Origin of the sequence: Azospirillum doebereinerae, from assembly GCF_003989665.1 — a bacterium.
Taxonomy (GTDB): domain Bacteria; phylum Pseudomonadota; class Alphaproteobacteria; order Azospirillales; family Azospirillaceae; genus Azospirillum; species Azospirillum doebereinerae.
In genome coordinates, this window is record NZ_RZIJ01000002.1 from 39,354 (window position 1) to 61,273 (window position 21,920).

General features: G+C 69.4%; 13 protein-coding genes and 1 tRNA gene. 1 reads left to right on the forward strand and 13 read right to left on the reverse strand.

Annotated elements, in window-relative coordinates:
- Position 1 precedes the first annotated feature (1 nt).
- From EJ913_RS03465 to EJ913_RS03510, 10 genes are all read right to left on the reverse strand, one after another.
- The gene (locus EJ913_RS03465) at positions 2 to 2,134 is read right to left on the reverse strand and encodes a serine/threonine-protein kinase (RefSeq protein WP_126994835.1); all 2,133 of its coding nucleotides are present in this window, start codon (positions 2,132 to 2,134) and stop codon (positions 2 to 4) included.
- Positions 2,135 to 2,197: 63 nt separating this feature from the next.
- Positions 2,198 to 3,805, reverse strand: a complete 1,608-nt coding sequence (tagH, locus tag EJ913_RS03470; protein WP_126994837.1) for a type VI secretion system-associated FHA domain protein TagH — start codon at positions 3,803 to 3,805, stop codon at positions 2,198 to 2,200.
- Between the two features lie 19 nt (positions 3,806 to 3,824).
- A complete protein-coding gene (locus EJ913_RS03475) occupies positions 3,825 to 4,115 on the reverse strand; it encodes a PAAR domain-containing protein (RefSeq protein ID WP_126994839.1) in 291 nt (96 codons plus the stop codon).
- A 48-nt stretch (positions 4,116 to 4,163) separates the two neighbouring features.
- Positions 4,164 to 4,739: a DUF4123 domain-containing protein gene (locus EJ913_RS03480; protein ID WP_126994841.1), complete on the reverse strand. Its 576-nt coding sequence runs from the start codon at positions 4,737 to 4,739 to the stop codon at positions 4,164 to 4,166.
- An 11-nt stretch (positions 4,740 to 4,750) separates the two neighbouring features.
- Entirely contained in the window at positions 4,751 to 6,817 is a 2,067-nt protein-coding gene (locus EJ913_RS03485; RefSeq protein ID WP_238520196.1) for a type VI secretion system Vgr family protein, read from the reverse strand.
- Positions 6,814 to 7,413 (reverse strand): type VI secretion system-associated protein TagF, encoded by a 600-nt coding sequence (gene tagF, locus EJ913_RS03490; RefSeq protein ID WP_126994843.1) that lies wholly within the window; start codon positions 7,411 to 7,413, stop codon positions 6,814 to 6,816. Before tagF ends, EJ913_RS03485 begins: the two co-directional genes overlap by 4 nt.
- Positions 7,395 to 10,919 carry a type VI secretion system membrane subunit TssM gene (tssM, locus tag EJ913_RS03495; protein ID WP_126994845.1) on the reverse strand — a complete coding sequence of 1,175 codons (3,525 nt, stop codon included), beginning with the start codon at positions 10,917 to 10,919 and terminating at the stop codon, positions 7,395 to 7,397. Before tssM ends, tagF begins: the two co-directional genes overlap by 19 nt.
- A 34-nt stretch (positions 10,920 to 10,953) precedes the next feature.
- A complete protein-coding gene (icmH, locus tag EJ913_RS03500; protein ID WP_126995425.1) occupies positions 10,954 to 12,348 on the reverse strand; it encodes a type IVB secretion system protein IcmH/DotU in 1,395 nt (464 codons plus the stop codon).
- 135 nt (positions 12,349 to 12,483) lie between these two features.
- A complete protein-coding gene (locus EJ913_RS03505) occupies positions 12,484 to 15,831 on the reverse strand; it encodes a caspase family protein (protein WP_126994847.1) in 3,348 nt (1,115 codons plus the stop codon).
- Positions 15,832 to 15,952: 121 nt separating this feature from the next.
- Positions 15,953 to 16,765, reverse strand: a complete 813-nt coding sequence (locus EJ913_RS03510; protein WP_244939223.1) for a YMGG-like glycine zipper-containing protein — start codon at positions 16,763 to 16,765, stop codon at positions 15,953 to 15,955.
- Between the two features lie 269 nt (positions 16,766 to 17,034).
- Between EJ913_RS03510 and EJ913_RS03515 the strand changes: the two genes are divergently transcribed.
- The gene (locus tag EJ913_RS03515) at positions 17,035 to 18,624 is read left to right on the forward strand and encodes a caspase family protein (RefSeq protein ID WP_126994851.1); all 1,590 of its coding nucleotides are present in this window, start codon (positions 17,035 to 17,037) and stop codon (positions 18,622 to 18,624) included.
- A 24-nt stretch (positions 18,625 to 18,648) separates the two neighbouring features.
- On the opposite strand, the gene EJ913_RS03520 is transcribed toward EJ913_RS03515, so the two are convergent.
- From EJ913_RS03520 to rpoD, 3 genes are all read right to left on the reverse strand, one after another.
- Positions 18,649 to 19,353 (reverse strand): DUF6232 family protein, encoded by a 705-nt coding sequence (locus EJ913_RS03520; RefSeq protein ID WP_126994853.1) that lies wholly within the window; start codon positions 19,351 to 19,353, stop codon positions 18,649 to 18,651.
- A gap of 230 nt (positions 19,354 to 19,583) precedes the next feature.
- Positions 19,584 to 19,659: transfer RNA gene (locus EJ913_RS03525), tRNA-Met, on the reverse strand.
- Between the two features lie 130 nt (positions 19,660 to 19,789).
- Positions 19,790 to 21,790: an RNA polymerase sigma factor RpoD gene (rpoD, locus tag EJ913_RS03530; RefSeq protein WP_126994855.1), complete on the reverse strand. Its 2,001-nt coding sequence runs from the start codon at positions 21,788 to 21,790 to the stop codon at positions 19,790 to 19,792.
- Between the last annotated feature and the right edge of the window lie 130 nt (positions 21,791 to 21,920).

A 21,920-nucleotide genomic window follows, 5' to 3' on the forward strand; every position in this document is an offset into this window, starting at 1 on the left:
CCTAATCGGCCACGGTGGTGAAGAACGCCGATTGCACCGCCACGCCGCCGTCCTTGTCCGCCGCCGCCAGAGCCGAGCGCAGTTTCGGCAGATAGTCGGACGCCGGTTCGACCTCCGCCCGGTCGGCGGAGAAGAGCGGGTCGCGGGTCACCACGGCCAGGATCATCGCCGCGCCGAAGGGGGGCGAGATCGTGTAGTCGCGTTCCTTGTCCGTTGCCGCGACGCCCAGCGTGACCGTCTGGCCGGGCGACACGCGCCCATCCCGGCGCAGCGGCATCGGCACCATGTGGATGGCGTTGCCTTCGAGGTCGATGTAATCGACGGTCAAATGCCCGCCCGCCGCTCCGGCCTTGACCGTGACCACCAGCTTTTCGCCCTGCCGGTAGCGTTGCGAGGGGTTGTTGAGAGCCAGAGCGACACCGTTCGCTCCCAAACTCTCCGCACGCTCGGGCAAACCCGCGACACCAAGGGTCTCGCAAAGCGGCCAGGGCCGCACCGCCACCCGGCTGTCGAGCCGGACCGGCTCCGGTAGCCCGCCGGCCAGCGCCCGGAGCTTTTGCGCATCCTCCTCCCGGCCGACATAGCCGGTCAAACGCAGGAGGTTCCCCCCGGCATCCGCCGTCCGCACCCCGGCGCAGGACAGGCCGCTGATCATCGTTTCGACCTGCCGACGGACGACCGCCATGTCCGGCGGAGCGGGCGGAGGCGTCACCGCAGCGACTTGCAGCTCAACGGCCGGGCCGACCGGCGTCGGAACGGGAAGCGGCGTCACCGGTGCCGCCGTCTGCGCTTGAGGCTTGGTTTCCGGGGGCGGTACCGGCGTTTCAGCTTTGGCTGGCTGGGAGGGTGCAGCCGCGACGACAGACGGTGCGGCGGATGGTTCGGTGGCCGATGAGGTGGGTTGGGAAGCGGGCGGCGAAACGGCCTGAGGCGTCGAAACCACCGCGACGGGCGTGTCCGGCGCGGGCTGGCGGTTGACGACGACGAAGCCCCCGACCCCAGCGGCCACCACGGCCGTGGCGACGGCGGCGATGAGGCCGACCGGTGCCTTTCTCGGCTTCTCCACTCCTCCGGCCTTCACCGCCGTGGGCGGCGGGGTTGAAGACAGCTTGGCGGAAGTGGCGGGAAACGGCGTGGCATCGAAAGGGGTGATGGTGGGGGGACGGGTCAGCGCGCCGACCAGTTCCGCCATGGTCTTGACCCGGTCCTTCGGGTCGGGGGCGAGCATCGACTCCAGGACGCCGCGCAACGGCTCCGCCACCGCGCCGAGGTCGGGAACGGCCATCCGCCGCTCGATCATCGCCTGCGGCGTCCGCCCCATGTCGAGCGGTCGGCCGAGCGCGGCGGCGGCCAGCACCAGACCGGCGCTGTAGATGTCCGATTGCGGCCCGGTCCCCCCGCCGAACAGCCCGAGTTGCTCCGGCGCGGCGTAGCCGTATTTCCCCGCGAAGGCGTCGCCGATGACGGTCCCGGCCTCCGGCGCGGTCTGCTTGGCGATGCCGAAGTCGATGATCGTCGCGTCGGCCACCCGGCGGCCGGGCAGGATGACGTTGTCGGTGGACATGTCGCGGTGGATGATGCCGCGCTGGTGCGCCGCCGCCAGCCCCGACGCCACGCGGTCGAGCAGCAGCGCCACATCGTCGGGCGCCAGCGGCCCGCCCTTCAGCACCTCGTGCAGCGACGGCCCGTCAAGATACTCCATCGACAGCAGCAGCCGGCCGAACTCGTCCCGGAAGACGCCGTCATAGGCGACGACCGCCTCGTGCCGGATGTCGCGCAGCGCGGAGGCCTCGCGCCGCAACAGCTCGACCATCTTGGCGTCCTGGACCAGTTCCGGCCGGATCACCTTCACGGCGTGCCATGTGTTGAGATCGACATGGCGGGCGCGATGCACCTCGCCCATGCCGCCGCGCGCGATCAGCCCCTCGACCAGATAGGTGTGGCTGAGCAGCGTGCCCGGCCCGATGGGACTGGGAGCCGGACGGGGGCCGCCCGTGCCCGCGACGCCCGAAACGGAGGGGGGCGGCAGCGTCCGTTCGGGGGCCGGTCCGGGCTGGGTCAACCGCGTCGCCTCCAGATCGCCGCCGGATCGCAGCTCGGTGGGCTCGGAAGGGTCGACGGGCGGCTGGGCCATGGGGTGGTGTCCGGTTGTTGATCGATGTCAGGAGCGGGGCCGGCGGTTTTGTACCACACCGGGTCACGGCGGGTCGCCACCGCCGCCCTTCCCACCCGACCGGACATGGCGGTCGTATTCGGCGGCGATGGAATCGCCGACCACCCGGTCGAAATCCTCCGCCAGCTCGGCCACGAGATCCTTGTACAGCGCCTCGTACTGGTCCCAGTAGCGGGCCTTGCGGGCGCCCGGAACGAGGCTGTCGAGCAGCCGGGTCTCCAACCGCTGGCTGAGCGCCTGCGGGTCGAACTTGGCGACGACCTGCTTCAACGCGGTTTGCAGCGCGGCGGCGTAGGCCAGATGATGGATCTGAACGTCGCTCGCCGCCTCCCGCACCGCCTCGGTCATCGGCAGGAAGCCGCGCCGGCCGGGGTCGGCCAGGACTTCGACCGCCTCGCCCAGATCGGCGCAGCGCTTCAACGGGTTTTCCCCGGCCGGGCGGAAACTGGTCTGCTCCAGATGGAACTCGTCCTTGAAGTGCGAGCGGGCCTGAAGCGAGGCGTGCAAGGCCCCGAGGCTGACGCGAAGCGCCTCGCCCATGCCGCGCAGGAAGGCGTCCCCATCCGCCACCCCACCGGGCGGCAGCGGCGCGCCGAACCCGGCGAGGAAGGCGGCAACCCCCGCTCCGCTCCCCGCCTCCACGGGCACCACGGGCACCACGGCCGGCGCGGGCGCGAGGGGAGGCGGTGCAACGACCGGTGCCGGCAACGGAGGCAAGGGCGGCGGAACGGACGGAGCCGCCATCGGGGAAAACGCCGCCGCCCTGGGAGGCTCCGGCGCGCGCTCGTCCGCCAGGGGATCGTCGAGATCCCAATCCTCTGGCAAGGCGGGAACCTTCATCGGCGGAACGGCCGGCAGGTCCGGCGCGGCCACCGGGTGCTTGGCAACCGGGGGCTCGGGGATTGGCGGGGACAGATCGTCCCAATCGTCGGGAATGAGCGAGGAGGACGACGACGGGGCCACCGGCGCCGCCGGTTCCGACGGCGTGACCCGGAGCGACTGGTTCAGCGCCGGCGCGTGGTCGTCCACGGTCCCGAAGCGCCAATCCTCGCCCTGCGGCGCACCGAAGGGCGGCTCCTGCGGCGACGCGTCGTCTGCCGACCAAGCCGGAAACGCCCCCCGGTCGCCGCGCAACGGCTCCCCCCCGAAGGGCTGGATCGGCGGGCCGTCGTTGAAATCGAACGGCGGCAGCGGCGGTGGCGCGCCACGGCCGGGGCTGGCGAACGGATCGTCGCCGAACCGCTCGGGCTCCGCCCCGCCGGGGCTCTGACCACGGAACGCCCCGGCGATCTCGGTGAAGGACGGCGCGTCCAGCGATTCGATGGTCGCCTCGATGATGAAGCGGCCGATGCGGACGCGGTCCCCGCCCGACAGGACGGCGGGCGCGTTGCGGCCGAGCGGCAGTTCGGACCCGTTCAGGAAGACGCCGTTGGTGCTGGTGTCGATCACGCGGTAGCGCTCGCCGGCCTTCTCGAACACGCAGTGCTGGCGCGACAGCAGCAGGTCCGGGTCGGGCAGGACCCAGCCGTTCTCCGGCCCCCGCCCGACCGTGAGATCCCCGGCGTGCAGCGTCTTCTCGGCGCGGCTGCCCAGCGATGCACGGTGGTCGGAAACGATCCTCAGCCTCAGCATGACGCGGTCCCTGCCCTGTTCAATCGCCGATGACGACGGTCGGGGCGCCGGCCACGATCACCCCGCCATGGGCGGTGCGGTCGCCGATGCGCGCCGCCGGACGCCCGCCGACCACCACCGTCGCCGATCCCTTGACGATGACGTCGGGCGGCCCGGCGCACACGCACAGGTCGGTCACCACCGCCGCCGGCAGGAACTCGATCAGCACGGTCGGCACGCCGGGGCTGACGATGGGACCGCCGACATGGGGAACCGGCCCGGTGGACATCGGGCAGGTGTGCATGTCGGTCAGACGCGCGGCGGGGGGCATGGGGTTCTCCTCCTGCGGGGCCGCGTCGGACGCGGGAACCATGGTGGATCAGAGGGCAGCGGGCTTCGCCGCGACGGGAATCACGGCGCGGCGCAGATCGCCCTCGACCAGTTCGAACGCCACCAAGGCGTCGGCCCCGGCGTCCTCCATCATGTACCGGATCGACGGGCCGAACAACGCCGCGCGCTGGGCCGCGTCGCAGGTCGGCAGGAACAGCGCCAGCACCGCCGGGTCGTAGAAGCGGAACAGGTAGGTCTCCCCGCCTTCGCCGTTGACGATGGTGAACTTGCGGAAATGCCGCCGCACCGTCTCGATGTCGCCCTCGGCCTGGACCAGCACCCCCCAGCCCCGCCCCCAGCCCTCGCCGAGAAGCCAAGCGGTGGCGGCGCTGCCCCGCTCCAGCCGGACGATGTAGGGGGCGACGGCCGCCAGTTCACTCGCCTTGTCGCCCTGGTAGAGCGAGAGCATCTCGGCCCCGTCCTCATGCGCCAGCAGGCCGGGGTAGAGGCCCGGATCGCGGGCCGCGTCCACCAGCATGTAGAGCGCGCGCCGCCCGCCGTCGGGCCAGAGGTGATGGGCGAGAGCACCGGGGATGTCGCGGCGCGGCGTCGGAAGATTGGCCATGCGGTGTTCCCTCAGCCGCAGATTTCGCAGAACGGCGTGTTGGCCGCCGCCGCGTTGCGCATCACCTGCGCCTGGGCGGCGGCGACCGGGCTGTGGCTCTGCGGCGGGCGCGGCAGCGCGGCCTTGGGCGGAGCGGCCAGCGTGCCGCCCTTGTCCTTGTCGGCCGGGGTAGGCTTGTCGGGCGAGGATGGCGAGGCGGACAGCCCGTTGGGCGCGCCGCCGCTGTTGATCATCACCATCGTGCCATTCATGGCGATGCCGGCGGCGCTCAGCGTGATGAAGTTGCCGCCCACCTTCAGCGTCAGCGACGCCCCGGCCTCCAGGCAGATGTTGGCCCCGGCGTCGATGGCGAGATTCGTGCCGATCTGGTCGTGCACATCGACGCCGACCTTGCGGGACACGCCGCCGCCGATGGCCTCGACCCGGTCGCCGTCCACGGTGGCGTGGTGGTTCTTGCCGACCCACTCCCACAGGCCCCCGCCGACGCTGAGATGCCGGCCCGCCGCGACCGAGGTCCGGCTGTCGCGGGCCACGCGCAGGTCATAGTCGCGCTGGGCGTGCAGGAAGATCTGTTCCTTGCCGGCCTTGTCCTCGAAGCGGATCTCGTTGAAGCCCTGGCCGCCGGGCGAGCTGCGCGTCTTGATGCCGGAACGGGTCTTGTGCTCCGGCAGGGCGTAGGTCGGCAGGGCATCGGCGTTGTTGACCACACCGATGACGAGCGGCCGGTCCGGGTCGCCGTCGACGAAGTCGACCAGCACCTCCATGCCGACGCGCGGCAGGGTCTGCATGCCCCACTGATGCCCGGCCCAGCTCTGCGCCACCCGGATCCAGCAGGAGCTTTTCTCGTCCGAGCGGCCCCGGCGGTCCCAATGGAACTGCACCATCACCCGGCCGAACTTGTCGGTGTGGATCTCCTCGCCGGCCGGGCCGACGACGAAAGCGGTCTGGATGCCGCGCACCGAGGGCTTGGGCGTGCGGCGCGGCGGCCGGACCACCGCCTTGGCTGGGAGGGCGCGGAAACTGTTGACGAAGGACGCCTTGCGGGTGTCTCCCGGCAGGAAGGCGTCGTTGCAGGCTTCGAACTCCAACTCCGCCACCACAACCGGCTGGTTGTTCTCCGCCGCCGTCGGGTGGTCGGTCAGGGCGAAGGTCACGCCGGGGTGCAGGGTGCGGCAGGCGCCCGATCCGCGCACGCCCTCCAGCCCGCGCTCTTCCGTCTCCATCCGCCGCCGCGCGGTCAGGGAGCCGGCGTCGCGGGTGGCGTAGCGGCCGGGGTACTCGAACATCTCGTATTTGGTGGAGACCGGGACCTTCGACACCGAGACCTCCTTGGCGTCGAGCGCTAGGCGGGGGGCCTGGAAATCATAGTCCTTCGCCGCCCAGCGGCCTGGGGCGATGGCGTAGACCCGCTCCCAGCGCGCGATCTGGTCGGCGTACTGCCCGCTCGGCATGAAGCGCAGCGTGCCCGGCGGCGTCAGCTTGGTGTAGCCGGGGGCGCTGTCGGACAGGATCATCTTGTGCCGGCCACGCTCATGCGTGAAGTAATAATAGATCCCCTCCTCCTCCAGCAGCCGGTGGATGAAGTCGAGGTAGGTCTCGTTGTACTGCACGCAGTATTCGCGTGGCTGGTAGCTGCCGGTCATGCCACGGAATTCGAAGGCGGAGAAGCCGAATTCCTGGAAGATCGTCTCGACGATCTTCGGCACCGCCATCGGCCCGCCGTTGCCCAGGCTGTGGAAGATGCGGCAATCGCTGGTGTAGGACAACAGCGACAGCCAGGGCACCACCTCGATCGTGTAGAAGCGGTGGTCGCGCCCGACCGGGATGCCGACCCCCAGCGAGCGGGCGATGCCGTTGACGTAATGCCGCTCGCCGTCCAACTGGCGGAAACCGATGTTGACGCTGTTGCCGACGATGGTCTCCGGCGTCAGCGGGTCGATCGGCCCCAGCGCGTCGACCCGGTAGAGGAAGGGCGTCGACAGGGCCTCGAAGCCGCTCACCCGCTCGATGAGCATCACGTCGGGACCGGCCGGGGTCTCCAGCGACAGCAGACGGTCGTCCTGGATGAACTGGATCATGGCGTCGTCCCATCGCCGGAAAATTGCGGGAAGCCGGTCAGGAAGCCGCCAAAGGCGGCAGGATCGGGAAGCCTGTCGGTCACGAGGCCTTGCGCCGCCACCCCCTCGCCACCCAGGGTCCACCAGCGCGCGGCAGCCCCCGCCGGACCGCCCTTCGAATCGTCCACCGCCAGCGCCGGAACCAACGCCGCGACATCGCGCACGAAGCCCTCCACGTCCAGATCCAGGGCAAGCGCGGCGAAGGCCAGATCCTCCGCCGCGTCGAACCAGCCGCTCTCCTGCTCCACCCGCGCGCCGCCGGTCAGCAGCGCCACGATGGTCAGCGGGAAATGGCGCCCGGCCTTGTCGACGCTCGCCATCAGCACGCCCGCCGCCGGCTGCGTGCCACAAACACCGGGCTGGAGGACGAAGCGCCAGATCGGCGCGTTCAGATAGGCCGGCATCCAGCCGCTTCCCAACGCCTCGCGGCTGCGGTGGATGCCGTTGGCCAACCAGTCGTGCCAGGGGTCGGCGAAATCGCGCGGAAGCCCGCGCAGCAGGAAATCCCCCCGCGCGGGCAGCTTGCCGAAACAGCCGGTCACAGCGAATCCGGGCATCGGAACTCCTTGAGATCCCGGATCGAGAAGGGATTGACCGCGCTGGTCATCCGCACGTCGAAGCCGACCGACTTGCCGCCGGCCCCGAAGGACACCGGGATGCGGTCGGGCACCCCGCCCTTGCGCCCCCGGTTGGCGTCGAGCGTGCGGAACCACGCCCAGGAGCCGGTGCGCTGGGTCATCTCCGGCAACTCGGGCGGCAGGCCGGTGAAGGTCACCCGCAGATCGCCGGCCCCGCCGGGCTTGGGCCATTGCACCGCCTGGGCCAGCGTGGCGTTGCGGGCGAAGGTCAGGCGCTGGCCGTCCACGTCGAGATCGACCTGCTCGACCCCGGCGCCCAGATAGGTCGGGCGCAGTTCGAAGCGCAGCGACGGCACCCTACCGCCGTCGGGGAAAAAGGCGTCGCGGATCATCGCCGCGTGCTGGAACACCGGCAGCACCGAATCCGGGATTCCCAGGTCGCCGCTTCCCGCCTGCCAACGCCACGGCTCCTTGGTCGTGTCGACGAAGGGCCGCAGCCGGTTGGTGAAGAAGCCGTCGATCAGGCCGCCCGGCGCGAACAGCCGGGCGAAATCGTCCAGCCCGACGTCCGATCCCGCCCCGCGCGTGAAGGGGTAGCGGTTGTCGAGCGCCCGCTTGCACCAGGGCAGGACCGAGCTCTGCCACTCCGCGCTGATCTGGGCGCGGGCGCCGCTGAGGGTGCGCTCGGTGCCCTGCTGGACCAGTTCACTCGTCCAGCGGCGCACCGGCTGCGGGTAATAGGCCATGTCGGTGGCGAGGCGCTGGAAGACCTCCCCGCCACCGCTCGCCGCCGCGTCGAACAGCTTTTGGTTCGCGCCCTGCCCGAAGGCCAGACGGCTGAGCACCGCGTGGACCGATTCGAGGCTGCGCAGCAACTCCTCCAGCTTGGCGCCGCTGGCGCCGCGCGTGAAGTCGTTCAGCGCGCGGAAGCGGTCGTCGACCATCTGCGAGACCAGCTTCGCGGTCTTCGTGTCGCCCAGCGCGCCGGCCAGCGCCGCCACCGGGGCGGGCACGGCAGCGGCGGGCACGGCGGCCGCCGCCCCGGCCGGAGCCTCGGGCATGCGCTGCAAGGTGGTCTCGCCGGTCACCGCCGCGAGCAGCCGCTGCAGGGGCGAGGTCCGCCCCGACAGGATGTTGACCTGCTCGCCCAATTGCTGCGGGTTGGCCGCCGTGACCAAGGCGAGGTCGTTGAGCAGCGCGTCCCAGCGGGTGGCGTAGTCGCGCAGATAGAGGGTCAGCGCCTCCGTCTCCAACTCCGCCCCGGTTTCCTCGCCGCGTGGCGGACCGAGCAGCCAGGACAGGTCGCGCACCGACCGGGCCGCGCCCGGCAGCGCCGGCAGCACCACGGTGGTGAAGCCCTGGTAGGTGTAGAGGCCGGGAACGCCGTCGCTGAGCCGCGCGCCCGACAGGCGGCGGAACACCCGGTCGCCCTCCGGCCCCGCCTGATCGGACAGGCGCCATTCGGGAAGCTGCTTGGCGGCGGCCGACGCGACGATGGCGGCGTAGGCCCGCGCCGGAAGCGGCGTGCGCAGCAGCACCTCGCGCGCCTGCCGGATCAGACCGGCGTCGAGGTTGGCCTTGGGCAGGCCGGACGGCGCCGCCAGACCGGCGGCCAGATGCTCCTGCGCCTGCCGGGTCTCGTCGATGGAGAGCGGCGGCGTCACCCGGCGCAGCCAGCCGGCCAGCCACGGCGTGACCTCGTCCGCCACCACCGGCCCGGCGCCGCCGAGCCCGAGATAGAGCCGCAACAGCGCCTCGACGGCCGGTGCGTCGTCGGCCTGGAGCCGATCGCGCAGGTCGCGCTGCACCCGCACCAGCAGGCGCGGCACCATCAGCCCGTTCACCGCGCGGACGTAGAGCGTATCGCCCGCCTCCTCCAGCTTGTCGCCCTGATAGAGACCGAAATCGAGCGCCAGCCGCTGCTTGGCCGCCAGCGTGTCGTGCCCGGCGGGAAGCGTGCGCAGCTCGTTCAGCACCGGCAGCACGCGCCGCAAATCGTCGTCGGCCAGCGTGCCGGCAGTCAGGCTTTCCGCCTTCGGGCGGTAGGCGTCGACGCTCCGCTGCTGGCGGTCGATCAGGCCGCTGTTGTCGAGATAGCCCGCCACCCAGGCCGCCGTGGCGCCCACGGTCACCAGCGCGAGCAGGCTGTAGACGATGCGCGGGATCCACAGCCGGCGCCGCTCCGCCCCCGGATCGAAGCCGACGAGATTGGCCTCGCGGAACACCACGCCGGACAGCAGGTTGCCCAGGAAATAGCTGCGCGATTGCGCCGCCGCGCCCGCCCCGCCCCGGAAGGGGGCGGCGGGGATGCCGAAGCTTTCCGACAGGCCGCCGATCAGCCGGTCGATCTGCGTCCCCTCCTGGGTGCCGCTGGTGAAATAGACGCCGCGCAGCCGCAGGGCCGGCTCGTAGCGGTTGGCCTTGAAGGCGGCGCCGACGAAATCGAGGATCGGCTCCTTCAGCGAGGCGATCTGCGACGGGAAGGCGAAGATGGCGCCCCGGCGCTCCTGCGCGCTCTCCTGTTGGATGCGGTCCACCGCGCGGGCGGACAGGCGGGTGGCGATGCCGTCCAACCCGGCGCCGAGCTGGGCCATGCCACCGTCGTCCAGTTCGACCGGCGTCGCGGGCAGGGTCACGCCCAGGATCTGCTTGCGCTCGTCGCGGTTCAGGTCGTGGAAGAACTCGTTGAAGCCGGCGATCAGGTCGGACTTGGTCAGCAGCAGGTAGACCGGCGCCTTGACCTTCAGCTCCTCGTACAGCTCGCGCAGGCGACGGCGGATGGCGGCGGCGTGGGCCAGGCGCTCCGCCGGGTCGGCGCTCGCCAGATCGGGAACGGCGATGGCGACCAGCACGCCGTTGATCGGCTGGCGCGACCGCGAATCCTTCAGCAGCTTCAGGAAGGCGCCCCAGCCGGTCTGGTCCACCGCCTCGTGGCTGTCCTGGGTGGTGTAGCGGCCGGCGGTATCCAGGAATATTGCTTCGTCGGCGAACCACCAGTCGCATTGCCGGGTGCCGCCGACGCCCTTCAGCGGAGCGGCGGCGCCCTCGCCGCCGGCCAGCGGGAAGTTCAGCCCGCTCTTGACCAGAGCGGTGGTCTTGCCGGCGCCGGGAGGACCGATGATGACGTACCAGGGCGTGCCGTAGAGATAGCCGTCGCCTAAGCCCCGCTCCTTCCGCCCGGCCTTCAGCAGGGCCAGCGACTGCGTGAAGGTCTGGCGCAGCCCGGCGACCTCCTCGTCGGCGGCGCGGGCGTCGAGGCCGCCGGTCACGCCCTCGACCATGCGCCGCTCGGCCGCCGCCGCGCGGCGCCGCATCAGGACCAACGCGACGCCCCAGAGCGGGAACGGCACGGCGGCGGCGACCGCCAGCCATGGCAGGTCCAGCCCGGCGAGCGGCCCGAGCAAGGCAATCAGCGCCGCCGCGAACACGGCGCCCAGGAACCCCAACACCGCAGGAGAACGCAAGATCGCGATCAGCCGCCCCATACCAGCACCCCTGTCCTTGGCCCGGTCGGCCGGTTCACTTCTTGAGGATGATGTCGATCCGGCGATTCGCCGACCGGCCTTCCGCCGTGTCGTTGGGCGCGACCGGCTCGGTGTCGGCGCGCCCCTCGGCATGCAGGCGGGCCTTGTTGGCGAAGAGCGGGTCGAACGCGTCGCGGACGGCGTCGGCCCGCGCCTTCGACAGGTGCCAGTTCGACGGGAAGCGCAGACGGCCGCCGCCGGTGATCGGCACGTTGTCGGTGTGGCCGGTGATCAGCACCGCGCCCGGCTCCTCGGCCACCGCGCGGGCGACGCGCCCCACCGCCTTGTCCACCGCCGGGTTCAGCGTGGCCTTGCCGCTGGCGAACAGGCTCTGACCGCGCATGCGGACGGTGACGGACAACGCGTCCTCCGTCACCTCGACCAGACCCTCGGCGATCTCAGGCTCCAGGAACTTGCGGACGCGCTGGACCTGCGAGGTCTGCGGCGGCGGGGCCGGTTCGATAACCGGGACCTGCAACGGCGCCGCGACGGCGGCCGGAATCGGCGCCAGCGTCTCGATCACGGTGGCCCCGTGCGGCGGCAGCCCGGCCAGCCCGGCGAACAGCCGGTCCGACGCGCCGTTCAGCAGGAAGCTCAGCCCCAGATACAGCAGCAGCAGGAACACCAGCGTCCCGGCCCCCGCGACCCAGACCGGCAGCGTGCTCTTGGGCGGCTGGTAGGCGACGGCCAGCGCGGCGGCGTCCGGGCAGAGGATGCGGTCGGCGGCGCCGCTATGGCGGACCAGGATGTTGTAGACGTCCTCGCGGATGCGGGCGTGCTCGCTGTCCTGCCGGCCGGCGACCCGGTAGCGCCCGCGGAAGCCCAGCGACAGGCAGAGATACATCAACTCCAGCAGGTCGCCGTAGGTCGCCGGGTCCTGGCGGGCGACCGCCAGCCGGTCGAAGAACTGGTCCCCACCGACCACGTTCTTGTGGAACATGCTGGTGACGTTCTGCCGCGTCCAGGAGCTGTGGCTGCCCCAGGCGGAGTTCAGAACGATGTCGTCGATCAGCGCGCACAGCGCGTAATGGGCGGTGGCCTGGATCGCCGGATCGAGGCCGGACTGCGTCACCCAGTGCTGGAAATCGCGCAGGGCGGAGACCACGCGCTGGCGCAGGCCTTCGATGTCGGGAACCGAGGACGCCTCGTTCAATCGGGTCGCCAGCAGCAGCACCGGCGAGGCGGCGGCGACCAGCGGGCTGCGGGCGGTGAAGCCGGCGCCCCCGAGCGCCGGATGCCCGGCGGCACCATCGGCCGAACCGGCGCGCGGCGCGGCGGGACGCGCCTCGGCGCCCGCTCCCGGCGGACGGCGCCCACCCGGTGTCGGAACGAAGACCGTCCGTTCGGGTTCCTGGTCCGGCGCGCCGCCGAATTGATCGCCGCCCTGCATCGCCACCTCAAAGCACCGGATCGTGAATCGCCCGCGAGTGTGGGCGAGATCATCGAGGAAAATCAATCGGCCGTGGAATAGGCCTTAAGACGGAGGCTTATCGGTTTAGCCCCTGCCGCCCGCATGACACGCCGATCATTGCGCCGCCCCCGCCGGCCCCGCCAGAGCGAAGGGGCTCAACTCGTTGCCGCCCGTCTTGAAGATGGCCGACTGCTTCCACTGCTTTTCCTTGGCCAGCCGGGGAACGGCGCGGTTCACGTATTGGCCCAATGTCAGGTTGTAGATCGCCTCGTCACCGGGCAGCATGGCCTTTCCGCCCAGCCCCTCCAGCACCGCATGGGCGAAGATGCCGTTGCGGCCGTTGTAGCTGTCCAATGCCTCCTGCTCCTCCGACGAGGCCGCCAGCAGGTAGCGCCCGCCCATGTCCTGGTAGAGCTTGTCCACCGTGCCCGCCGACACCGCGCCCGAATGGCAGGTGTCGAGCAGCACCAGCATGTTGCGGGCGGCGATGCCGCTGACCAGCCGGTTCAACTCCTTCTCCGACAACGCCTGGGCGTTCACCGCCTCGGCCGTCGCGGCGGTCACGTCCTGGGTGATGAAGTGGTAGAGCTTCACCGAAGGGTCCTTCGCCGAGGGCTGGATCAGGCCATGGCCGGCGAGGTAGAGCAGGACCGTGTCGTCCTCCCGCGCTTCCGCCGCCAACGCCTCGAGCCCGGCGACGATGGCGGAGCGGCTGGCCTGCTCGTCGTAGAGCGTGGTCGAGAGCGCCAGGGACTGTTCCCGGTCGTAGCTGTCCGGAATACGCTGCCGCATCGTGGCCGCGAAGGCTTCGGCGTCGGCCCGCGCGAAGCGCAGCTGCGCGCCGGCCGGGCGGTAGGCGTTGATGCCGACGACGAAGGTGATCAACCGCGGCTTCGACGGCGCCGCCCGCTCCGTGGTCGCGGCCATGGCGGCCGGCTGCTCGGCCGGAACCACGAAATCGACCATCGGCGAGCGTTCGTAGATGGCGTCCGACCCGTTGTAGGCGCGGATCTGGATGCGGTTGGAATTCGCCTCGACCCGAACCGCGCTGGTGCGCTCCGTAGCGACCGGCGGCGCGGCGGGAGAAGCGGGGGCGACCGGCCCGGAGACGGTTGGCGCGGACACGGCCGGGGCTGTCGGAGTTTCCGGCGCCGGCTTGGCCCGCGCGAAGCCGCGCGACGCCTCCTCGCCGCTGACGTTGCGGCCATTGCGGAACAGATCGACGGAACCGATGCCGCCGCCATTGTCTTCCACCCGGTAGCGCAACCGCACGCTTCCGGTTCCCGCCGGCAGGTTGATGGTGACGCGCGGCTCCTCCTCAGGAGCCTCCGGCGTGGTGCCCTTGGAAGCGACCGCCTTGGCAACGGATGGCACGGGTGTCGAGGGCGCCGGTTCCTTGGCGCGGGCGAAGGCCCGGCTGACCGGCGTTGCGTCGAGCGGCAGGCAGGTCTCGGCCGCCTCCACGGCGACGGGAGCGGAAGGGACGGCGGGAACCGTGTCGGTCGCTCCGGTGCCCAGCGCCAGCCCCCGGCTGGCGCGCGGGACCGCGCAATACTCCAGCAAGGCGATCTTGGGCCGTCGCTGGTTCAGCAGCCGGATGTCGCCGATGGCGGCGAGCCGGGCGTCGATCTCCGCCTGCGCCGTACCGCGCAGTTTGCCACGCACCAGTTCCGGAGCCTGGAAGACGCGGTAGACCTGCTTGAACTCAAGCCACTGGGTGCCCTTCTTGTTCGGGTCGTTCAGGTGGAAGCCGACCAGCGTCTCGCCGCCGCTTTCCGAATGGTCGAAGAAGGCTTCCGGCGTCCACAGGACCCAGCGGCGCCCGTCGCGGTGCGGGAACAGCGCGGCCAATTCCTCCAGCGGCTTGGCGCCGCCCGACAGCGCGTACCAGCGCAGGGTCCCGTCCCCCAGCGCCGCCACGGCAAGCCGCCCGTCGGCCGAGGCCATGACGCCCCAGACGGCGGCTGGCGCGTCGGCGCGGGCGACCTCCGCGCCGCGCGCGTCGACAAGGCGCAGGCTGAACTCCCCGCCCAACAGCACCCGCGCCGCGCCGCCCGCTCCAGGCGGCAGGACGGCGACGCTGCGCGCCCACTCCCCGGTGTCGAGCTTGACCGGATGGCCGTTAACCTTGGGCGCCCGGCTGTTGCGCCAGTCCGTCACGATCACGTCGCGCCCCTCGGCCGAGGGACGGGTCATGCCGGAGCGCGCCTCCGCGCCTTCGGTCAGGCTTCGGGCCAGCACGTCGAACCGCATCGGCCGCTTGCCGCCCTGCTCCAGCCCAAAATCGACGACAAGTCCGTCGTCGGACAGCGCGAAGCTGCCCTGCTGGACGTCGCGGAAATCTCCGGCGTCCCCCGACCGCGCGTAGGCGATTCGCTTGGCCGGATCGACCATGCCCCAGGAGGGATCGGCGGCGCTGAAGGCCACCCCGCCGTCCGGCAGCGCCAGAAGCTGGGTGATCGAATCGCGGGCCAGCGGGGTGTCGGACGAAGCCCCCTTGCCGCCCGACACCCAGCGCCGCAGGACGTTGCGCGTCCCGTCCGGGCTGGCGGTGCCGGCGGCGACCAGGGCCGTCCCGTCCCAGGCCACGGCGGCGAGGCTGCCGCCGACGAGGCCGGTGGTCTTCGGGCTGTAGGCGAGTTTCAGATCCTTGGCCGACAGCACGTCGACCCGCAGCGCGTCGGCGTAGCCGACCGCCAGCAGGGAGCCATCGGGCGAGAAGGAGACCGAATAGGGGGACGCGCCGCCGGGCGCCTTGCGCTTGACCGCCGGCTTGGCCTGCTTGAACCCTGAATCGTAAATCCGGATGTTGCCATCGTAGGACGCGGTGGCGAGCCGCCCGTCCGGAGCGAAGGCCAGCGCCGAACTCCGTCCCTCATAGGCGGTGTCCTCGGCCAACAGACGGAAATTGCCGCTGTCCCAAACCCTCAAGCCCGCGTTGCCGCCGAACGCCCCGGCGACGAAACGCCCATCGGGCGAGATCGCCAGATCGTTCACCACATGAGGCTGGCCGGGCAGACGCGCCTTCAAGCGCTGCCCCTTGACGTCGAACAGGTAGAGGGTGACCCCGTCGCCCCAGCTCGACCCGGTGTTGCCGGCGGCCACCGCCAACGATCCGTCGGCCGACAGGGCCACGGCGTAGAGCGCGCCCTCGTCGCCCGATTCGATGGGAACGCGCAGGACGCCCAACGGTTCGCCGCCGTCGCGCGACCACAGGCGCAGGGTCTTGTCGTTCGACACGGTCGCGATCAGCCGCCCCTCCGCATCGGTCGCCAGCCGGTTCACACGCGCGGTGTGACGCCCGGTCTCGATTCGCAGGAAGGCACCGGAGGACGCATCCCCGGCGAAGAGCGGCGCGGCCGGGACGCACAGGGCGGCCAGAACCGCACCGACAAGCACGGCCACCGCCGGGATGGTCCGCCGGGTGACCCGGCGTCCGAAGCGGAAGACACAACCGACCATGAACCCGTTCCGCTTGCGTTGTTGGCCTGAGGACGGCCCGTGGAGCCGCCGTTCAGTGTGCCATGGGGGGCGCCGGCGGCAACGCCCCCTTTCGCACGACACAAGGTCGCAAGACGCGTTGTCACACCGCGTCGAGCGTCGCCTCCTTCTGCGCCATCTGCTGGATCGCCGCGGTCGAGTTGCCGATGCGCTCCGACGTCTCGAAGGCCGTGTTCGTCCGGTCGACGACCTGCGTCGCCGAGTTGCCCTTGGCCGAGGTGGTCGGCTTGGTCGGCTTCGTGGTCTTCTTGGCCGAGGCGTTCTTCGCGCGGATCTTGTCCGCGGACCCCGGCTGGATGTTGTCGACGGCCACCAGATACTCGTCGCGGCGCTTTACGATGTTCTGGTTGATCGTGCTGGCGATGGCGTAGTCCTTGTCCAACTGCGCGCGGATGGCGGCCAGACGCTGTTCCGCCTCCGGCTTGCCGATGCGCTGGGCCTTGTAGTCGGCCTTGACGCGCGTGATCTCCGCCCGGCGGCAGTTGACCAGTTGGTCGAGCGCGACCTGCGTGCGGTTCAGATTCTGGTTCTCGGTGTCGAGATCGCTCATCACGCCGGTGATGGCCTGATCGCGCCCCTGCTGCATCTTGGCGCTCCAATAGCCGCCCAGCGTGCCCACGGCGGCCCCGGCGGCGGCGCCGATCAGCGCGCCTTTCAGGTTCCCGCCGATCAGCCCGCCGGACACGGCGCCGACGCCGGCCCCGATCGCGGCGCCCTTCAGCATGTCCTCGGCGTAGAAGTTGCCGGTCGAGTCGAGCGCAACCCGGTACTGATAGCAGGCGTCCGTGCCGTCGTTGGAGCCGATGCGGTCCTGCTGGGTGGTGACGCAGCCGCTCAGAAGCACGGAGGCGGCAACGGCGACAGCGACGAGGTTGGTGCTGCGGCGGCGGTTCATGCCCATAACGTCATCCTTGTTGAGTTTCTTGATAGGCGTTTCTTGACAGTCCGAGTCGAACAACGAACGGACCAACGGTTGTCAAAAACCGCTTCGGCGATCTCGGGCACAACCCTGCCACAGCGAGGACGGCTGCGAAAGCGGAGGTAAGTTATACGGGCGTATGACCTTTAACCTTTCTTCAACCAAGTGTAGGGTCATAGCCGGCATAAGCGACTGGCGTGAACCAGGGGCAAGCCGGCAACCGTTGGTGGGGAGATTTCGGGACGATGGCCAGGATCGGAAAGACCGGATTGGCAATGGCGGGCGCTTTGGCCCTGCTCGGTGCGGCTGGCGCATCGGCACGGGCGGAAACGGCGGCCCTGGTCATCGGTATCGACGAGTACCAATACGTCAGCTCGCTGAAGGGGGCGGTCAACGATGCCCGCGACATCGCCGCCGCCCTGAAGAGTCTGGGCGCCAAGGACATCCGCCTGTTCCTCGACGGCGACGCGCAACGCGGACCGATCATCCAGGCGTGGCGCGAGCTGATCGCCACCACCTCCCCCGACGCGACCCTGATCCTGACCTACGCCGGCCACGGCGCGCAGCAGCCCGAGCGGGTCCCCGGCAACGAGGCCGATGGCAAGGACGAGTTCCTGGTGCTCGCCGGCTTCGCCCCACGCGGCCCCGGCACCGCGCAGCGTCTGGTGGACGATGAACTCGCCCTCCTGCTGAAGGAGGCGGCGCCCCGTCGCGTGATCTTCGTCTCCGACTCCTGCCATTCCGGCACCATGACCCGCGGTTTCGACACGCGGGCCGACCAACTCGGCACCCGCGCGCTGGCCATCGACGAGATCACCGAGGACGAGTTGCCGCCCCCGACCCGCGCGGCGCTGGCCGCCGAGGCGGAGGACCAGCCCCACGTCACCTTCTTCGCCGCCGTCGCCGAGCACGAGCTGGCGCCGGAGGTGCTGATCGACCGCCAGCCGCGCGGCGCGCTGAGCTGGGCCTTCGCCAACGCGCTACGCGGCAACGCCGACCGCAACGGCGACGGGATCATCACGAAGGCCGAACTGGAGACCCACATCCGGTCGGGCGTCCGCATGGCGCTGGAAGGGCGGCAGCATCCTCAGGTGCTGCCCACTGGCCGGGGCGAAACCACGCTGATCGATCCGGTCGCAAGCCGGCCAAAACCTCCTTCCCTTCTGGGCGCGGCGGCGCCGCTCACCCTGCGCATCCTCGCCGAGCCCGCCGTGGCGAAAAGTCTCGCCAAGGGGTTGGCGGGCGTATCCCTGGCCGGAAAAGCCGATTCGGCCGCCCTGGTCTGGGACAGCGCAACCGGCGATGTCGTGACCGCGACGGGCGACGTGGTGGCCCGCCTGACCGGCGATCCACGGGCACCCGAGACTCAGCGGCAACTCCAGGGCGTCATCGACAAATGGTCGCTGGTCGGACGGCTCAAGACGGCGGCGGAACGCCGGTCCCTGGCTCTGGCGGTTTCGCCCGGCGACCAAAGCTACCGGCAGGGGGAGGCCGTGTCGCTCGATATCCGGGGAAACGAGGGGACCTATTTCACCCTGATCAACCTTGCGGCCGATGGGACGGTCAACATGTTGTACCCGTTGGCCGATCGCAAGGACCCGGCGCAGATCGCGCGCGGCGGTCCTTACCGGCTGGCACTGACGGTGGAACCGCCTTTCGGCGCCGACCATTTCGTCGCCATCGCCACGCCCAAGCCGATGGCCGCCCTGCAAAAGGATTTGACCGCGCTGGACGGCCGCCCAGCGGCGGCTCAGGTCGCGGCGTTGCTGACCAAGCACCTGACCGGCCAGACCGTGGAGTTCGGCATCCACGGCGTCTACAGCGTGGCCCGCTGACAAGAGAACCGGCGCCTTTCCTGACTATGGGTGGGCTTTGAAGCTTTCCAACAGGAGCGTGCGCCGGTGCTCCTCATATTCCGCCTTTGTGATCAGATCCTTGTTGAGCAGAACTTTAAGATCGCGCAGTTGGTCCGCCACATCAGGTTCATCCGCTTGGCGTGGAGCCGGGATGGACGGTCCGGAAGAAAGCGAAGCATCGGGCTTTTTGCCGATCGCGAAGTCGTGGCCACAGAATCGACAAACCATGGCGTTGGCTTTGATCGTCTCCGCGCATCGCGGGCATGGCTTGGCGTCGTCATCGGAGAGTCGTTGGACAAGCGCGTTTTCCCGCGCTGAAATGACGTTATTTCCAAGAACATGACGTATCATATCGAGTTGATCGTAACGGCGCCCGAAAAGAATTTTCTGTTCACCGGAAGACGTCGAGACGACCAGCGCATACTTTCCTCCCCGACCAAGCTTCCGCGCGCCAAGAGCAAGAAGAACAGCCCCAATCATGAGAACGACCGTGGCAGCCGCTGTATCGGCGTTCCTAAACCCACCTATGGAAAACAGAGCCATGGAGGCTCCGACAACACAGACCGCGATGGGACCGACATTGATTTCGCTCGAAATTTTTTCAATGCGTACGGAATGTATCGTATCAATGGGATAGGTAGCGCCCGCAATCACCGTGTAGGAAGGCGCGATGGTAATGTTGGCATCGATATAGATCGGGTTTTCCACGAAACTCTCTCCCGCGAATCAAAGCGGCGCCCCATAAACACCCAATTGTTGCAAAACAGCCGAACCGTATCGAGCTTGAGCTTTAGGGAGTCGAGGGTGGTGCGTGAAAAGCCTCGGGCGCATCGCGCCAATGCATTTTAGACGGCACTATGGGAGGAAAAGGCGCTCCCCACGGCTTTTCCATTCGGGCGTCCATCTAACTTCACCGACGGTCAACCCAGTGGAAAGCTTGGTAGGCCTGGCCGGATTTGAACCGACGACAACACCGTTATGAGCGGCGCGTTCTAACCACTGAACTACAGGCCCAGCCAAGGGCCGCACTTTGCTCAAACCGCAGGGGATTTGCAACCCCTCGTTCGTCGTGCCTTTGTCAAAGTCCAAAAACGGAAACGGGGGCCGCGCGGCCCCCGTTTCCCTTAGAAAACTGCCTGGAACTTCAGGTGTCCAGGAAGCTGCGCAGCTTGCGCGACCGCGACGGGTGCTTGAGCTTGCGCAACGCCTTCGCCTCGATCTGGCGAATGCGCTCGCGGGTCACGTTGAACTGCTGGCCGACCTCTTCCAGCGTGTGGTCGGTGTTCATGCCGATGCCGAAGCGCATGCGCAGCACACGCTCCTCGCGCGGCGTCAACGAGGCCAACACGCGGGTCGTCGTCTCGCGCAGATTCGCCTGGATGGCGGCGTCGAGCGGCAGCACCGCGTTCTTGTCCTCGATGAAGTCACCCAGATGCGAATCCTCCTCGTCGCCGATCGGCGTTTCGAGGGAGATCGGCTCCTTGGCGATCTTCAGGACCTTGCGGACCTTTTCCAGCGGCATCATCAGACGTTCCGCCAGCTCTTCCGGGGTCGGCTCGCGGCCGATCTCGTGCAGCATCTGGCGGCTGGTGCGGACCAGCTTGTTGATCGTCTCGATCATGTGGACCGGGATGCGGATGGTCCGCGCCTGGTCCGCGATGGAGCGGGTGATCGCCTGGCGGATCCACCACGTCGCGTAGGTCGAGAACTTGTAGCCGCGCCGGTACTCGAACTTGTCCACCGCCTTCATCAGGCCGATGTTGCCCTCCTGGATCAGATCCAGGAACTGCAAGCCACGGTTCGTGTACTTCTTGGCGATGGAAATCACGAGGCGCAGGTTGGCCTCGACCATTTCCTTCTTGGCGCGGCTCGCCTCCTTCTCGCCCTTCTGGACGGTGGAGACGATGCGGCGGAACTCGCCGATCGGCAGACGGCCTTCCTCGGCGACGCCGGAGATGCCCTCGCGCACCTTGCGGATGTCGGCGTCGAACTTTTCCGCGAACTTGCCCCAAGTCTTGGGGTTCAGGCCACGGATGCGCTCCTGCCAGTTCGGGTCCAGCTCGTGGCCGAAATACTGGTTCAGGAAGTCCTCGCGCTTGACTCGGCATTCCGTTGCCATGCGCAGCAGACGGCCTTCGAAGCTGGTCAGCTTGCGGTTCAGGATGTAGAGCTGCTCGACCAACTGCTCGATGCGCTGGTTGTTGAGGCGGACGGTGTTCATCAGCTCGACCATTTCGAGCTTCAGCTTCTCGTACTTCTTGTCCGTCTGCTTGGTGATGTCCTCACCGCGCTGCATCGCAGCGATGCGCGATTCGTGCAGCTTGTGCAACTTGTCGTAGGTCGCCTTGATGTTCTCGAAGGTCTCGATGACCTGCGGCTTCAGCGCGGCTTCCATGGCCGAAAGCGACAGGCTGTTGTCGCCCTCCTCGTCGCCCTCGTCGCCCTCGCCTTCCCCTTCGGGACGCGGCGGCGGCGCTTCGTCGCCCTCTTCCCCGGCAGGAGGGGGAGCGGCGGCCGCCGGAGCGGCGGCGCCCTCGACCACCTCGGCCAGGGCTTCGGGCGGAATCTCCTCGCCGTCCGGACCGCCGCCGTAGGTGGCGTCCAGGTCGATGATGTCGCGGAGCAGCATCTTCCCTTCCATGAGGGCGTCGTGCCACTCAAGGATCGCGCGGATGGTCAGCGGCGATTCGCAGATCGCCCCGATCATCATCTCGCGCCCGGCCTCGATGCGCTTGGCGATGGCGATCTCGCCCTCGCGCGACAGCAGCTCCACCGATCCCATCTCGCGCAGGTACATGCGCACGGGGTCGTCGGTGCGGCCGATGTCGTCGTCGTCGAGATTGCCCGACGAGCGGCCTTCGCCGTCGTTGCTGGCCTCGGCGTTGTTCTCCGAATCCTGCTCTTCCGATTCGACGATGTTGATGCCCATCTCGGACAGCATCGCCATCGTGTCTTCGATCTGCTCGGACGAAGACGAATCCTGGGGCAGAGCCGCGTTCAGCTCGTCATAGGTGACATACCCGCGCTCTTTGCCGCGCGCGATCATCTTCTTGACGGCAAGACCCATGCCGTCCATCAGAGGACCGTCGCCGGATTCCTCCCGCGTTTCGGAAACTTCCACGCTGTTCGCAGCTTTCGTGGCCATGCGATCGGTGCCCCCGCATTACCCCATTGAAAAAAGACGAAAGGAGCGCTCGGCCGCGGTCACCCGCACCGTCCGCCCCCGTAACCCCTGTACCCCAACCCTCTCGACCGCCATGCGACCCGCCCTTTCA

Bases quoted from the DNA above. Each gene is read 5' to 3' on its own strand.
- EJ913_RS03510 (WP_244939223.1), bottom strand. From the start codon at position 16,765: ATGAACCGCCGCCGCAGCACCAACCTCGTCGCTGTCGCCGTTGCCGCC.
- EJ913_RS03505 (WP_126994847.1), bottom strand. From the start codon at position 15,831: ATGGTCGGTTGTGTCTTCCGCTTCGGACGCCGGGTCACCCGGCGGACC.
- tssM (WP_126994845.1), bottom strand. From the start codon at position 10,919: ATGGGGCGGCTGATCGCGATCTTGCGTTCTCCTGCGGTGTTGGGGTTC.
- tagF (WP_126994843.1), bottom strand. From the start codon at position 7,413: ATGCCCGGATTCGCTGTGACCGGCTGTTTCGGCAAGCTGCCCGCGCGG.
- rpoD (WP_126994855.1), bottom strand. From the start codon at position 21,790: ATGGCCACGAAAGCTGCGAACAGCGTGGAAGTTTCCGAAACGCGGGAG.
- EJ913_RS03465 (WP_126994835.1), bottom strand. From the start codon at position 2,134: ATGGCCCAGCCGCCCGTCGACCCTTCCGAGCCCACCGAGCTGCGATCC.
- tagH (WP_126994837.1), bottom strand. From the start codon at position 3,805: ATGCTGAGGCTGAGGATCGTTTCCGACCACCGTGCATCGCTGGGCAGC.
- EJ913_RS03485 (WP_238520196.1), bottom strand. From the start codon at position 6,817: ATGATCCAGTTCATCCAGGACGACCGTCTGCTGTCGCTGGAGACCCCG.
- icmH (WP_126995425.1), bottom strand. From the start codon at position 12,348: ATGCAGGGCGGCGATCAATTCGGCGGCGCGCCGGACCAGGAACCCGAA.
- EJ913_RS03475 (WP_126994839.1), bottom strand. From the start codon at position 4,115: ATGCCCCCCGCCGCGCGTCTGACCGACATGCACACCTGCCCGATGTCC.
- EJ913_RS03515 (WP_126994851.1), top strand. From the start codon at position 17,035: ATGGCCAGGATCGGAAAGACCGGATTGGCAATGGCGGGCGCTTTGGCC.
- EJ913_RS03480 (WP_126994841.1), bottom strand. From the start codon at position 4,739: ATGGCCAATCTTCCGACGCCGCGCCGCGACATCCCCGGTGCTCTCGCC.